Genomic DNA, 14,399 nt, shown 5'->3' on the forward strand with positions numbered 1-14,399 from the left:
CCCCGGGGGGGGGTGTTTCAGTGGTTGGGTTCTGTTTTGGTCCAAAAGGGGGGGAGGAAGAAACGCCCCTTTTTTTTTTTTTTTTTTTTTTCTGCGGGGGGGGACCCCAAAGAAAAGTGGGGGGGGGGGGGGGGGGGGGCGGGGGGGGGGGGCCCGGCGCAAGGGGCACCCGCCAAAGCCCCGGGGGGGGATTTGCGGGCCCCCCCCGCGACCCCACCCCGCCCCGCCAAGCGCGGCTATTGCTCCAAGCAGCCAACCACGAGGGGCTCAGCCGTTGGCCGCCGCAAACGCCGGCCGCGTCAGGTTGTCCGCTTCGCCGTCGGTGCACAGCACTTCGTCTTCGATGCGGATGCCGCCATACGGACGGAAGAAGTCCACGCGGTCCCAGTTGATCGCATCACCGTGGCCAGCGTCCTTCACTTCATTCAACAGCATGTCGATGAAGTACAGGCCCGGTTCGATGGTCACCACCATGCCCGGCTCCAGCACGCGGGTCAGGCGCAGGTACGGGTGGCCCGCCGGGCGTTCGATGCGGCCGCCTTCGTCGCTGGCCGCGAAACCCGCCACGTCGTGCACCTGCAGGCCGATCAGGTGGCCGATGCCGTGCGGGAAGAATGCGGCGCTGACGCCGGTCTCCAGCGCGGTCTGCGGCGATACCTTGATCACGCCGAAGTCCTTCAGCACGCCCATCAGCGAAAGATGCGCGTCCACGTGCAGCTGCTTGTAGTCGAAGCCCGGGCGCACCGCCGCGCACATCTGCTGCTGGGCCGCGTCGACGGCGGCGATCATCGCAGCAAACTCGTCGTGGCCCTGCGCGGCGTAGGTGCGGGTGATGTCGCTGGCGTAGCCGTAGGCGCTGGCACCGGCATCGATCAGGAAGCTGCGCAGCGGCTGCGGCGCCTTGCGGCCCAGCTCGGTGTAGTGCAGCACCGCAGCGTGCTCGTTCAGGGCCACGATGTTGCCGTACGGCAGCTCGTTGGCGTCCTGGCCGACGGCCTGGCAATAGGCCATGTGGATGCTGAACTCGTCGGCGCCGTTGCGGAACGCGGCTTCGGCGGCACGGTGACCACGCACGCCCAGCACCTGCGCCTGACGCATCAGCGCGATCTCATACGGCGTCTTGCTGCCGCGGTGCCATTCCAGGTAATTCACCACCGGCGCCGGGTTGTTCGGCACGTAGTTGCCCAGCGCGCTCTGCGGTTCGCCGAGGATCGCGCAGCGCGATGGATCGGCCGGCAGCAGCGCCAGCGCGTCTTCCGGCTTGCGGATGATGTGGATGTCGAAGTGCTCCACCCACCAGCCGCTGGGGGCATCCGGCACCACGTGCCAGTAGTCGAAGGGCTGGTGGAAGATCACCGCCGGGCGCTTGCCGGGGGTGAACACGATCCAGCTGTTGGGCACGCGGGTCAGCGGCAGCCAGGCCTTGAACTGCGGATTGACCGCGTACGGGTAGTCGCGATCGTCGAACACCTGGTAGTGCAGGGTGCCGCTGGGCACCACCAGGTGATCGAAGCCGCCGCGGGCCAGCGCCTGTTCGGCACGTCGGCACAGCACGGCCAGGTGGTCGGAATACAGGGCGCCGGGGTCTTGCTGGATCATTGCGGTGGCTCGACACGGAAAACGGCCCTAGATTCTGCCGCATACCGGGAAAAACCGCTGTGCTGGAACCGGCACTCAGGCCGTCGAAACCGGCCCCTCGTCGCTGTCTTCGCCCACCCACTGGCGCAGCAGCTGCCGATGCTCGCGCGACAGGGTGAGGAACCGGAAGCCGGTCCAGCTCTGTCCGGGGGCGTGTGCAGGTTCGCTCCACAGCAGGTGCACGCCCACGTCGATGTCCTGGTGGCGGCCGTCGCCCAGCGGCAAGGGGAAGCGCAACTGGTACAGCGCATCCTCGCGCAACGGTGCGCTGGCCAGCATCAGCATGCCGGTTTCGGAGATATTGCCGAGCCGGCCCACCACGCTTTCGCGCATCTGGTCGGTGACCGGTACCAGGTCCGAGACCTGGCGGCGCGGTGCGCGGCGGGTGTCCTGCGGCGGTTGGGTGATCATGCGGAGGTCTCCTGCGTATGGCCGGCCGCCAGTGCACGCAAGGCGCCAAGGCTGGCCTCCCAGGCACGGTCAACCAGCCGGGCCTTGTCCTCAGTGACCAGCTGCGCCTGGCCGGCGCTGATCTGCCGGGCCAGCGTATCCAGGTCGGTATCGGCGATCTTCTGCCCGCGTGGATTGACCAGCAGGGCGTGGCCGGTCAGCAGGCTGTACCAGGACAGGCGCTGGCGGCGCAGTGTGCCATCGCCAGTGTCGATGTCGAACCAGCTGCCGAAGGGCAGGGAGGACAGCTGCTGGTAAGCGGCTTCCTCGGCACTGCTGCGCGGTGTGGCGGGCGTCGTGCCGGCGGCCGTACCGGCGTGCTCGCCCAGGCGCGCGCGTGCCTTCAGGCGGGCACTGAGTTCGGTACGCGAGGTGCTCTCGTCCTCGCCGCCAGGCGTGGCCAGCCTGCGTGCGACGGCGGCGGCTTCCTCGGCGTGGTAGCCGACCTGCAGCAGGGCGGCCTCGACCTCGGCAGCAAGCGTTGCATCGGTGCCGCCGGGTGCATCAACGGGTTGCGCGGTGATGGCGGCGATGCGTTGGGTCTGCTGCAGGCGTTCCTGCCACTGCGATGAATCGTCGCCGTGGCGCAGGCGGGTCAGGGTGAGGGCATCGGCCCAGGCCTGACGCAGCAGGGTCTGCACGAAGCGGGGCGGCTGCTGCGCGTCGCAGCACTGGTCGATCTGTGCACTGGCCTGTCGCCGCGCGAGTTCCAGCCGCTCCTTGCCGCGTGCAGCTTCGACATGGCGGCGTTCGGCCAACTCGGCGCGATGCGCTGCGGCGCGCTGATGCTGCTGCACGTCCTCGTTCGCGCTGGCGAAGGCCTCCGGCGCCCGCGCATCCTGACCCAGCAGGCCCTGCACGCTCTGTGCCATGCGCTGCAGCAACTGCGGGTCGACATCATCGTCGCCCAGCCAGTTGGCGCCGACTTCGGCAATCTGGTTGAGCAGTTCGCGCGCGGGGTGCTCGTCGCGCACGAAGAAGCCGGGGTCGGCCATTGCCGCACGTGCCAGCGGTACCTGCAGGCGCGCCAGCAGGGCGGCCGGCACCGGGTCCGGACGCTGCTGCTGCTGCACCTGCTGCATCAGCATGCGCAGCAGGTCGAGGCTGTCGCGGTCGTGGCTGCCCAGCTGGGCCTGCATGCCATGCTCGCTGCGCAGTTGCGCCACCACGGCCGCCTGCAGGTCGGCTACGCCGGTGGCGGCGCTGGACTGCGCCTGCAGGCGTGCGAGGACCGCATCCACGGCTGCGCTCGGCACTGCATCGCGATCCGCAGGTGCTGCGCTGGCATGGCGTGCCTGCTGCAGCAGCGCATGCAGCGCGCTGCCCGTAGAGGTGGTCAGGCCCGGCAAGGCCGCGCCGGCCGTGCTGTCATCCTGGAAAGCGTCCTGCACCAGGCTCGACCAGGAGCCGGCCGGTGCCGATCCGTTCCAGCCGGTCAGTGGCGCGGCGGCACGCTTTGCCGGCTGCGTGGTGCGACCACCGCCCACCGACTGGGTGATGATCCGCCGGGTGCTCGATGAACGCGCCAGGTAGGGGGTGTAGACCAGGCCGGGCAGCACGCCGTGCTGGGCCAGCAGGGCATTGGCACGGTCGAGGATGTCGCCCAGGCGCTCCAGCACCTGGCGTTCGAAGCTGCGGTACAGCGCCAGCTGAACGTCGACAGCGAGCGAATCCTGTTCGGCAATCCGGCGCAGCATGGCGCACAGTGCCTGCGGTGCCAGCGGCAGGGTGTCGGCCTCGAAGGCCGGTGCTGCCGCCAGTACGCCCAGGCGTTGGCCCAGCAGGTTCAGCGTGTTGGTCGAACGCAGCGTCTCCCGCCGCACCATCTCGGTCAGCAGCAGGTCGCGGTCCACTTCATGCTCATCGACCAGCGACAGCCCGAGCATGCCGGGCAGCGGCGGCGGCGTGGAACCGGGGCTGAAGTGGGCCGTGGGTTCGCGCAGCCGTATCAGCGCATCGGCCACGGCATCAAGCATGCGGTCAGCGAAATGACCGGAGAAGGCATGCAACTGGCCGCGCTGGGCCATCAGCTCCGCCTGCAGCTGCGGATTGCGCGCGCGATCCGCGTCGTGCAGCAGCGTCTGCTCCAACGCTTCGACGGTCAGGATCAGCGGCGCGGCCAGCGTCTGCCGGCACAGGCCGATCAACGCGCCCAGCAGCTCACGCACCCGCGGTGGCAGGTCGCTGGCGGCCAGGCGGGTTTTGTCGGCAGAGGTAATGGAAAAGACAGCTGACATCGGCGAGCGGTACCCGGATTCCCGCGGATCGATCTTGTGAATCTACCGTGTCGGCCGCAGTCGGCGCTACTTTAGGGTGAACGTGTCTCACGTCCGCTGGGGGGGACGACGGATGAGCGGTGGTGCAGGTCACTGGCCGGCAGCGCTGTCTCCACCGGAGTGCGGGCCAGCGCCCGGCACTACCCGCTAACGGCGGGAAGGTCTATTCCTCCAGGAACAGGCTCACCACATCGTTGGTGAATCGGCGGCCCAGCTCGGTTGGCTGTACGTGGCCATCCGCCACGTCCAGCCAGCCGCGCTGCACGGCCTCGCCCAGGGGCGCGTCCAGCACGCTGCGCGGCAGCCCGGTGCGCGACTCGAAATCGCGCAGGCCGAAACCTTCGTGCAGGCGCAGCAGGTTGAGCATGTACTCAAACGGCAGGCGCTCGGGTGCGACCACATCGTCGCCACCGAACGAGGCCGGGGTGCCTGCGCTGTCCAGGTAGGCCTGCGGGTGCTTCAGTTTCCAGCGGCGCAGCACGTGTTCTTCGGCACCCGAGCTGATCTTGCCGTGCGCGCCAGCACCGATGCCAAGATAGTCACCGAAGCGCCAGTAGTTCAGGTTGTGCGCACTCTGCCGACCGGGGCGTGCGTAGGCGCTGACTTCGTACTGGCTGAAACCAGCCTGCGCCAGCAGCAACTGGCAGTGCTCCTGCATGTCCCAGGCATTGTCTTCATCGGGAATGCCCTGCGGCGGACGCGCGAAGAACACCGTGTTCGGTTCCAGGGTCAGCTGGTAGTGCGAGATATGGGCCGGTTGCAGTGCAAATGCACGTTCCAGATCGGCCTCGGCACCGGCCAGGGTCTGTTCCGGCAGCGCGTACATCAGGTCGATGTTGAAGTTGTCGTAGCCCGCGTCCTGCGCCATCTTCACCGCGCGCTCGGCTTCGCTACTGTCGTGGATGCGGCCCAGGCGCTTGAGCATGGCATCGTCGAAACTCTGGATGCCGAAGCTGAGGCGGTTCACCCCGGCCGCGCGGTAGCGGTCGAAACGGCCATGCTCGGCGGTGCCCGGGTTGGTTTCCAGGGTGATTTCGGCATTGGGCGCGAAGCGCAGGCGTGCGCTGGCCTGCTGCAGGAAACGGTCGATCGCTTCCGGCGGGAACAGGCTGGGCGTACCGCCGCCGAAGAACACGCTGTGCACCACCCGGCCCCAGACCAGCGGCAGGTCCTGGTCGAGATCGCGCAGCAGCGCATCGATGTAGCCATCGAACGGCAGCTCACCCTTGGCCTGGTGCGAGTTGAAATCGCAGTACGGGCACTTGCGCACGCACCACGGCAGGTGCACGTACAGCGACAGCGGTGGCGGCACCAGCCGCGGCGGGCTGTCGTGGGCAGCGGAGCAGGCTTCGCCGGGCAGGTGGTTGCAGTGGTCGTGGGCGTGCGGCATGGGCTTCATCGGTAGTGCCGGCCACTGGCCGGCTTCCCTGGTTCGATCAGGCGGCGTCAGTACAGCGTCGCCAGCTGCTGCTTGAGCTGCTGCAGGGCGATGGCACGGTGGCTGATGGCATTCTTCAGTGCCGGCTCCATTTCCGCGGCGGTCAGGCCGTGGGTGGTGTCCAGGAATACCGGGTTGTAGCCAAAACCATTCGTGCCACGCAGCTCGCGGATGATCTGTCCTTCCCAGCGCCCTTCGCAGATCAACGGCTGCGGGTCGGTGGCGTGGCGCAGCAGCACGATCACCGCATAGAAGCGGGCGCTGCGCTGGCCGTCGGGAATGTCGGCCATCGCGTCCAGCAGCTTGGCGTTGTTGGCCGCCGCGTTGGTCGGGTGGCCGGCATAGCGCGCGCTGTACAGGCCGGGCGCGCCGCCGAGTGCATCGACGATCAGGCCCGAATCATCGGCCAGTGCCGGCAGGCCGGTCGCTTCGCAGGCCGCGCGTGCCTTCAGCAGCGCATTCTCGACGAAGGTCAGGCCGGTCTCTTCCACGTCGCCCAGGCCCAGTTCGGCGGCCGAGGTGATCTGCAGCGGCAGGTCGGCGAGGATCTCCTGCATCTCCACCAGCTTGCCGGCGTTGTGGCTGGCCAGTACCAGTTTCTTCATTGACGGGGCTCCAGCAGGTCCCAGGTGTTGCCATACAGATCGCGGAACACCGCGACCGTTGCATAGGGTTCTTCGCGCGGCGCTTCCAGGAACTCGACGCCCGCGGCAAGCATCGCTGCGTGGTCGCGGTGGAAGTCGTCGGTGTTGAGGAAGAAGGCGACGCGGCCACCGGTCTGGTTGCCGATGCGGCTGCGCTGCGCCTCGTCGCTGGCACGGGCCAGCAACAGAGCGGCGGCGCTGCCGTCGGTCGGGCCGACCACCACCCAGCGCTTGTGGCCCTGGTCGATGTCTTCCAGCAGCGTGAAGCCGAGCTTGCCGGTGTACCAGGCAATGGCTTCGTCATAGTCGGCCACCACCAGGGTGGTCAGGGCAAGGCGCCGGTTCATGCCGACAGCGCCGCCTGCTGCGCGGCCAGCAGCTCGGCCACGCCCTTTTCGGCCAGGCCCAGCAGCGCGTCCAGTTCATCGCGACGGAAGGCGTGGCCTTCGGCGGTGCCCTGCAGTTCGATGAAGCCGCCACCGTCGTTCATCACCACGTTCATGTCGGTGTCGCAGTCGCTGTCTTCGGCGTAGTCCAGGTCCAGCACCGGGGTGCCGCGGTACACGCCCACCGACACCGCCGCCACTGCGCCCAGGATCGGGTTGCGCTTGATGTCGCCACGCTTCATCAGCACGTTCACCGCATCGACCAGGGCCACGTAGGCGCCGGTGATGGCGGCGGTGCGGGTGCCACCGTCGGCCTGCAGCACGTCGCAGTCCAGGGTGATGGTGCGCTCGCCCAGCGCGTTGCGGTCCACGCAGGCACGCAGGCTGCGGCCGATCAGGCGCTGGATCTCCAGCGTGCGACCGCCCTGCTTGCCACGGGCCGCTTCGCGGTCGCTGCGGCTGTGGGTGGCGCGCGGCAGCATGCCGTACTCGGCGGTGACCCAGCCTTCGCCCTTGCCGCGCAGGAAGCCCGGCACGCGGTTCTCGACGCTGGCGGTGCACAGCACACGGGTTTCACCGAAGCACACCAGTACCGACCCTTCGGCGTGGCGGGTGAAGCCGCGTTGGATGACGACCGGGCGGAGCTGGTCGGGCTGGCGGCCGCTGGGGCGGGAATCGGACATGGTGCGGGTTCCGTAATGGCGAGGGAGTACGCCGCCACGCCCGCGGCCTTCACGGGGCGGGCAAGGGGGCTCTGGTGAGGGCGCTAGGGTACCATTCCCCCTTTGCACGCACCGGACACATTCCATGATTCGAAGCATGACCGCCTATGCCGGCGGCGAGCGGGTCACCCCGTGGGGCACGCTGGGCTGCGAGCTGCGCTCGGTCAACCACCGCTTCCTGGAGGTCGGCACCCGCCTGCCCGAGGAACTGCGGGCGCTGGAGCCGCAGCTGCGCGAGCGCATCGCCGCGCGCCTGAGCCGTGGCAAGCTGGATCTGGTGATGCGCCTGCGTGCACCGGAGGCATCGGCCAACCTGCAGGTGGACGAGGCCCTGCTGGGCCAGCTGGGCCGCCTGGCGCACCGGCTGACCTCGGATTTCCCCAATCTGCAGGTCAGCTTCACCGAGCTGCTGCAGCTGCCCGGCGTGACCCGCGGCGAGGCCACCGATGCCGCCGCCCTGCAGGCCGAGGCACTGGCCCTGCTGGACCAGGTGCTGGACGGCTTCGTCGAGGCCCGTGAGCGCGAAGGCGGCAAGTTGTCGGCCGCCATCAGCGAGCGCGTGGACGGCATCGAACGCATCGCGACTGAAGTGCGCACGCTGATTCCGGCCATTCGCGACGGCCAGCGCGCCAAGCTGGCTGCACGCCTGGCCGACCTGCCGCACCCGGTCGATCCCGGCCGCGCCGAGCAGGAACTGGTGCTCTGGCTGCAGAAGCTGGACGTGGATGAGGAGCTGGATCGCCTTGGCAGCCACATTGTCGAGATCCGCCGCGTGCTCAAGCAGCGCGAGCCGGTCGGTCGTCGCCTGGACTTCCTGCTGCAGGAGTTCAACCGCGAAGCCAATACGCTGGGCTCGAAGTCGGTGGACAGCCGTACGTCCAATGCCGCGGTGGAGCTGAAGGTGCTGATCGACCAGATCCGCGAACAGGTGCAGAACATCGAGTGATGTTGCATTCAGCATTACAGCCGGGGCGCCTTCGGGCGCCCGTCTCATTACAGCGTCTCAGCGGACGCTGACACCCGGCAGGCCCGCGCTCAATCGCCCCACGACGGCTGCCTGGCCGAACCCTGCGTCGTGGAAGCAGGCCAGCACCGCGTCCACCGCTTCCGGGGCGCAGGACACCAGCAGCCCACCGCTGGTCTGTGGGTCGGTCAGCAGCGGCTGCCAGTGTGCCGGCAACCCATCGGCGAAGCGCACCTCGGCGCCATACGAGGCCCAGTTGCGATTGGAGGCGCCGGTTACGCAGCCGCGTTGAAGCAGGTCCAGGGCCTGCGGCAGCAGCGGGATCTGCGCGCTGTCCACTTCGGCGGCAACGCCACTGGCCCGGCACACTTCCAGCAGGTGGCCGAGCAGGCCGAAACCGGTGACGTCGGTCATCGCGTGCACACCGTCCAGCGCGGCCAGCGGTACGCCCACGGTATTCAGGCGGGTGGTCGACGCGATCATCTGCTGGTAGCCCTCGGCATCCAGCACTTCTTTCTTCAGCGCCGACGAATACACGCCCACGCCCAACGGCTTGCCCAGCACCAGTACATCGCCGGCGCGGGCATCAGCATTGCGCTTGAGCCGCTGCGGGTCGAGCACGCCGATCGCGGCCAGGCCATAGATGGGTTCCACCGAATCGATGCTGTGGCCTCCAGCGACCACGATGCCGGCATCGGCGCAGGCACGCTCGCCGCCCCGCAGGATGCCGCGGATGGTCTCCTGCGGCAGCGTGTTGATCGGCATGCCGACAATGGCCAGCGCGAACAATGGTCGTGCCCCCATCGCGTACAGGTCCGACAGCGCGTTGGTGGCGGCGATGCGGCCGAAGTCGAACGGGTCGTCGACAATCGGCATGAAGAAATCGGTGGTGGCGACGATTGCCTTGCGGTCATCGAGGCGGTACACCGCGGCGTCGTCGCTGGTCTCGCGGCCGACCAGCAGTTCGGCCGGTGCCGGAAGCGCTGGCACGCCACGCAGCAGTTCGGACAGCGCGCCCGGCGCGATCTTGCAGCCGCAGCCGCCGCCGTGTGCCAGCGAAGTCAGTCGTTGCGGAGCATCGGCCGTTGAAGGGGCGGGGGACTGCGCGTGCGTGGCCATGCCGACATCTCCTGCGGAAACACCAATGGCGGAAGGCAGCAGGAGTCGAACCTACCAGGGAACGATCGACGCCCCCTACTGGGTTTGAAGCCCAGCCGCATGCCCGGATGCGCATGCCTTCCGAAAGTACGGCGGCACCGGTGGGCTCAGTCGCGGGCTGCGTTCCACTGCAGGTCGCCGCGCGGCCGATGCTGGTCACCGACGCGTCGAGTGTAGCCAACGCGGTTGAAGAACTCCAAGATCTGGATGCTGCGCTTGCGGCCCAGGCCGATGGCATCGCGGAAGGTGGCCGCATCCACCGTGCCGGTGGCCTGCGACAGCTGCGCGACGATCGCGGCCAGCTCGGCAATGCGGGCCGGTGCATAGAACAGGTCCGGCACTACCTGGAACAGTTCGCCACGCGCGGTGGCGCGGCGCAGGACGGCGCGGACCTCGTCTTCGGCCAGACCGGCGTCGGTGGCCAGCGTGCGCACCCACGGTGGATCGAAGCGACCGGCGTGCAGTTGCGGCAGCACGCGTTCGAGCAGAAGTCGTTCGCGTTCCGGTGGCGCATGGTCATGGCCGGGCAGGCGCCACCAGGCGCCCACGCGCTGCACGCTGCCGTCGTCCAGCAGGCCCTGCAGCAGGGCATTCCACAGGCTCGCTGCAAGCGCGGGCAGCGTACTGCGCTGCAGGCGCCTGCTATCAACACCGGGCTCGTCCGGACGTAGCTCGTGCCAGCTGCGCAGCGACGTGATCACCTGTTCGCGAAGCGCCTGCCAGTGCGAAGCAAGGATGACCACCGTGTCTTCGCGGGTGACGATGCGCCGCGTGCCCGCAGGAAGATCGATCCGGTCGGCCGCGCGCCGGCAGTAGCGTTGCAGGGCGGCCATGGCTATGCCGAAGGAAGCCTGCTGCAACAGTGGGCCGATTCCCGCACCTGTGGCCAGCTGCTCCAGTGCGCCCAGCCAGGCGAGCCGTGCCGGGCTGCGCCGGCGCCGCTGTGGTGGGTCCGGATCGAGCACGATGCCACCACCCAGCGTGCGGATGGCCGCTGAATCACGGGCGATGAATCGATCACCGCACATCGCGCAGACCGGTGCATCGAACACCAGTTGCACCAACTGTCCGTCGCCATGATCGACATCCTCCAGCAGCACCACATGGGCCTGCCGGTGCATCGTGCCCCAGTGGATGTGCAGCGGCGCCCAGTCGTGCAACGGTGTGGCCAGTGCGGAAAGCCGCAGGCGCACGTCGACGCGACGGGTCGCCAGCAGGGCGCGCGGGTCGGCGATCCAGTCGCCACGGTGGATGTCGTCGCGGGCGATGGCAGCCAGGTTCAACGCGCAGCGCTGCCCGGCCATGGCGTGTTCGCTGGCCTGGTTCTGCGCGTGGATGCTGCGTACGCGCACGTCCGTGGCGGCCGGCATCAGCTGCAGATGCTCACCCACGGCAGCGATGCCGCCGTGCACTGCGCCGGTCACCAGCGTGCCGTGGCCGGCCAGCGAGAACACGCGGTCCACCGGCATGCGGAACAGCTCGCCGCGCAGTTCGGCCTGGCGCGTGTTGGCGTCGTCCGACGCCCACGCGTGCAGCTGGGTACGCAGCGCGTTGATGCCAGCATCGTCGGGTACGGTGCTGTTGCAGGCGAATACGGGGGAATCCTGCAGCGGCGTTCCGGCCAGCAGCGCGGCGATCTCGATCTCGACCCGGGCGATGCGCGCGGCGTCCACGCGGTCGATCTTGGTCAGGGCGACTGCACCGCGATCCACGCCCAGCAACTGCAGGATCGCCAGGTGCTCGCGGGTCTGCGGCATTACACCGTCGTCGGCGGCGATCACCAGCAGGGCGACATCGATGCCGGTGGCGCCGGCCACCATCGTATGCACGAAGCGCTCGTGGCCCGGCACATCGACGAAGCCCAGCGTCGCCTCGGCATTGCCGCCGCCTGTGTTCTCCACCGGGACATAGGCATAGCCCAGCTCGATGGAGATGCCGCGCGTGCGTTCTTCCTGCAGGCGATCGGTTTCGATGCCAGTCAGCGCGCGCACCAGGCTGGTCTTGCCATGGTCGATATGCCCGGCGGTGCCGACGATCATGCCTGCAGCGTGCTCCATTGCGCGAGGAAGGTGGCTTCGTCGGTGGGTTCCAGGCAGCGCAGGTCCAGCCAAAGCGCGTCATCGGCAATGCGGCCCAGCACCGGCCGCGGCAGCTGGCGCAAGCGCTTGGCCAAGCGATCCAGCCCGCCGCGGCGCGCGCTGGTAACGCGCAGTCCGGCGCTGGCCAGCTGCGCCTGTGGCTGCGCGCCGCTGCCGATCTGGCTGTACATCGAAGCCCGTTCAAGCGCATAGTCGGCGGCCAGCGACGCGCGCATCGGCTGCAGCAGGCGGTGTGCCTGCTCGTCGATGGCATCCCGCAGGCGCGAAAGGCTGCGCAGGGTCGGCAGCCGCAGTGCCAGCAGTTCCGGTTCGCGGTACAGGGCCAGCACGGCTTCCAGTGCGGCCAGGCCCATCTTGTCCATGCGCAGCGCCCGCTTGAGCGGATTGCGGTTGATCCGCGCGATCAGGTCGGCGCGGCCGGCGATGATCCCGGCCTGGGGGCCGCCCAGCAGTTTGTCGCCACTGAACGAAACCAGATCGGCGCCGGCCGCCAGTGCTTCCTGCACGGTGGGCTCGTGGGGCAGGCCGAAGGCCGCCAGGTCGCACAGGCTGCCACTGCCCAGGTCCACCACCAGCGGCAGGCCGTGCTCGTGCGCGATCGCAGCCATTGCCGCAGTGTCGACCTTGGCGGTGAAACCGGTGATCGCGTAGTTGCTGGCATGCACTTCCATCAGCAACGCGGTACGGGCGCCGATGGCATGGGCGAAGTCGGCCGGGTGGGTACGGTTGGTGGTGCCCACTTCCAGCAGTCGCGCGCCGGCGCTGCGCATCACATCGGGAATGCGGAAGGCGCCGCCGATCTCCACCAGTTCGCCGCGCGAGACGACCACCTCGCGGCGGTTGGCCAGGCTGTTGAGCAGCAGCAGGACCGCCGCCGCATTGTTGTTGACCACGGTGGCGGCTTCGGCGCCCGTCAGTTCGCAGACCAGCGCCTGCACCCGTGCATCGCGGTCGCCGCGGCGGCCGCGGGTGATGTCGAATTCCAGATCGACCGGCGCTGTCATTGCGCGGGTGACCGCCTGCACGGCGGCATCGGGCAACAGCGCGCGGCCCAGGTTGGTGTGCAGCACGGTGCCGGTCAGGTTGAAGATCGGCTGCAGGTCCAGCCGTGCATCGGCCGCCAGTGCGGCGTCGAGCGCCGCGACCAGCGACGGGCCGTTGATGGCCTGTTCGAGGCGTTCGGCCGAGAGCTGCGCGGCGCTGATACGGTCGCGTAGTTCCTGCAGGTGTGCGCGCAGCAGTTGGGTGATGCGGCTGCGGCCGTGGCGTTCGATCATGGCCGACAACGCAGGCAGGCGCAGCAGCCGGTCCAGCGAAGGCAGGGCGGCGGCCGATGCCGGTGTGGCGTGCGCGCGTGGCATAGGTCAGTCGCCGTCGGATTGCCACAGCAGCGGGTTCTGGCTGGCGCGCGCATAGCCTTCCTCGGCCAGCAGCAGGTCCAGCGCCAGCGTGCCGAGGTCATCGGCCACCGGCTCCAGTGACGGATCTTTCTCCAGGTACAGGATCTTGCGATAGCTGTGGCAGTGGTCGCAGGTCTCGGCGCGCACCGCACTCTCGCGCACCGCCTCGCCGCGGTCACCGTCCACATCGGCCAGGGCGCGATAGGCAATGTCCTTGCCTGCGGCGCCGCACTGGCTGCACTGCACGCGCACGTAATGCCACTGGCAGGCACACAGCGAGCACGACAGGTAGCGATAGGCGGCGTAGGGCGGGCGCGCCTGCACCACGCTGGCCACCGGCAGCGTGCCACAGAGCGGGCACAGCCCTGGTGCATCGGCCAGCGGCTTCAGGTCGGTCGGATGGAAGCTGGCGGCGAGCACCGCCCAGTACACCTGCAGCGCGTTCATCACCAGCAGCGCAGCGACGGCGTCGACCGAGGGCGCGTCATCGCGTTCCAGCACCGCATGCGCCTGTGCATCCAGCCACGCATCATCAGCAGCCGCGACGCGTTGCAGCTCCCGCCGGGTTTCCAGCGGTAGGCCCGTTTCGTCGGCACAGTGCTGGCACAGCGTGCGCAGCCAGTCGCGCCAGCGCCCATCCAGTTGCAGCGAGTTGGCCGGCCGCAATGGCATGCCGGCGCCGGCCGCCGCGCTCGGCTGCTGTGCACGCGCCTGTGCCTGCAGGTCCTCGCGTTGCTGCGGTGTCAGATCCTCCAGCAGCGCCTGCTGTGCATCGGCCAGCGCCGCCAGCAGCTGCAGGTAGCCGCCGATGGCACTGTGCGCGGCGAGGCTGCGCAGGCGTGCCGCGCGCGTAGCAAACAGTGACTCGGTATCAGGCAGGATGATGCGCGGCACATCGCGCGAGGCGAGCGTCTCGATCTCACCGGGTTCAAGGATGCGTTGCGCCATGCAGGGCCAGCCAGAAGAACCAGGCTCCATCGTCGCTGTTGTCGGCGCTGGCGTCCAGCGTGTTGCCGGCCATCTGAAATGGTTGGGGTCAGATCCGTTTTCCAAAGAAAAACGGATCTGACCCCATCGGTTGTTGAAAGTGGATCCCGAGCGTTGGTCGGGATTCGATCAGTGCCGACCAACGGTCGGCACCCACCGACAGATCGCGGCCAACTGTCGAAGGCGGGGTGGGGTCGGTTGCGGGGGCGTGAGCCGCATGCGGCGACCGAGCTTACA

General features: G+C 68.7%; 12 protein-coding genes and 1 tRNA gene. 1 reads left to right on the forward strand and 12 read right to left on the reverse strand.

Annotated features, from left to right (window positions below; all coding sequences use genetic code 11):
- Positions 1-267: 267 nt before the first annotated feature.
- From pepQ to rph, 7 genes are all read right to left on the reverse strand, one after another.
- The gene (pepQ, locus tag A7X97_RS21510) at positions 268-1,599 is read right to left on the reverse strand and encodes a Xaa-Pro dipeptidase (protein WP_088497272.1); all 1,332 of its coding nucleotides are present in this window, start codon (positions 1,597-1,599) and stop codon (positions 268-270) included.
- 75 nt (positions 1,600-1,674) lie between these two features.
- Complete coding sequence (locus A7X97_RS21515) at positions 1,675-2,049, reverse strand: PilZ domain-containing protein (protein ID WP_005418979.1); 375 nt, start codon at positions 2,047-2,049, stop codon at positions 1,675-1,677.
- Positions 2,046-4,325, reverse strand: a complete 2,280-nt coding sequence (locus tag A7X97_RS21520; RefSeq protein ID WP_111008427.1) for a DUF1631 family protein — start codon at positions 4,323-4,325, stop codon at positions 2,046-2,048. The genes A7X97_RS21515 and A7X97_RS21520 overlap by 4 nt, the downstream gene beginning before the upstream one ends.
- A 202-nt stretch (positions 4,326-4,527) precedes the next feature.
- The gene (gene hemW / locus A7X97_RS21525) at positions 4,528-5,754 is read right to left on the reverse strand and encodes a radical SAM family heme chaperone HemW (protein WP_111008433.1); all 1,227 of its coding nucleotides are present in this window, start codon (positions 5,752-5,754) and stop codon (positions 4,528-4,530) included.
- A gap of 56 nt (positions 5,755-5,810) precedes the next feature.
- A complete protein-coding gene (gene rdgB / locus A7X97_RS21530; protein WP_005410891.1) occupies positions 5,811-6,407 on the reverse strand; it encodes an RdgB/HAM1 family non-canonical purine NTP pyrophosphatase in 597 nt (198 codons plus the stop codon).
- A complete protein-coding gene (locus A7X97_RS21535; protein WP_061480722.1) occupies positions 6,404-6,793 on the reverse strand; it encodes a VOC family protein in 390 nt (129 codons plus the stop codon). Before A7X97_RS21535 ends, rdgB begins: the two co-directional genes overlap by 4 nt.
- Positions 6,790-7,515, reverse strand: coding sequence for a ribonuclease PH (gene rph, locus A7X97_RS21540; RefSeq protein ID WP_111008428.1), 726 nt, complete (start codon positions 7,513-7,515; stop codon positions 6,790-6,792). Before rph ends, A7X97_RS21535 begins: the two co-directional genes overlap by 4 nt.
- Positions 7,516-7,639: 124 nt before the next feature.
- Between rph and A7X97_RS21545 the strand changes: the two genes are divergently transcribed.
- Positions 7,640-8,500, forward strand: a complete 861-nt coding sequence (locus A7X97_RS21545; protein WP_111008429.1) for a YicC/YloC family endoribonuclease — start codon at positions 7,640-7,642, stop codon at positions 8,498-8,500.
- A 57-nt stretch (positions 8,501-8,557) separates the two neighbouring features.
- On the opposite strand, the gene selD is transcribed toward A7X97_RS21545, so the two are convergent.
- From selD to fdhE, 5 genes are all read right to left on the reverse strand, one after another.
- Positions 8,558-9,637, reverse strand: coding sequence for a selenide, water dikinase SelD (selD, locus tag A7X97_RS21550; protein ID WP_111008430.1), 1,080 nt, complete (start codon positions 9,635-9,637; stop codon positions 8,558-8,560).
- 26 nt (positions 9,638-9,663) lie between these two features.
- Positions 9,664-9,759: transfer RNA gene (locus A7X97_RS21555), tRNA-Sec, on the reverse strand.
- A 24-nt stretch (positions 9,760-9,783) separates the two neighbouring features.
- Positions 9,784-11,715 carry a selenocysteine-specific translation elongation factor gene (selB, locus tag A7X97_RS21560; RefSeq protein ID WP_111008434.1) on the reverse strand — a complete coding sequence of 644 codons (1,932 nt, stop codon included), beginning with the start codon at positions 11,713-11,715 and terminating at the stop codon, positions 9,784-9,786.
- Complete coding sequence (gene selA / locus A7X97_RS21565; protein WP_111008431.1) at positions 11,712-13,136, reverse strand: L-seryl-tRNA(Sec) selenium transferase; 1,425 nt, start codon at positions 13,134-13,136, stop codon at positions 11,712-11,714. Before selA ends, selB begins: the two co-directional genes overlap by 4 nt.
- A 3-nt stretch (positions 13,137-13,139) precedes the next feature.
- The gene (gene fdhE / locus A7X97_RS21570) at positions 13,140-14,123 is read right to left on the reverse strand and encodes a formate dehydrogenase accessory protein FdhE (protein WP_111008432.1); all 984 of its coding nucleotides are present in this window, start codon (positions 14,121-14,123) and stop codon (positions 13,140-13,142) included.
- Positions 14,124-14,399 lie beyond the last annotated feature (276 nt).

It is taken from the genome of Stenotrophomonas sepilia (genome assembly GCF_003244875.1).
GTDB classification, from domain to species: domain Bacteria; phylum Pseudomonadota; class Gammaproteobacteria; order Xanthomonadales; family Xanthomonadaceae; genus Stenotrophomonas; species Stenotrophomonas sepilia.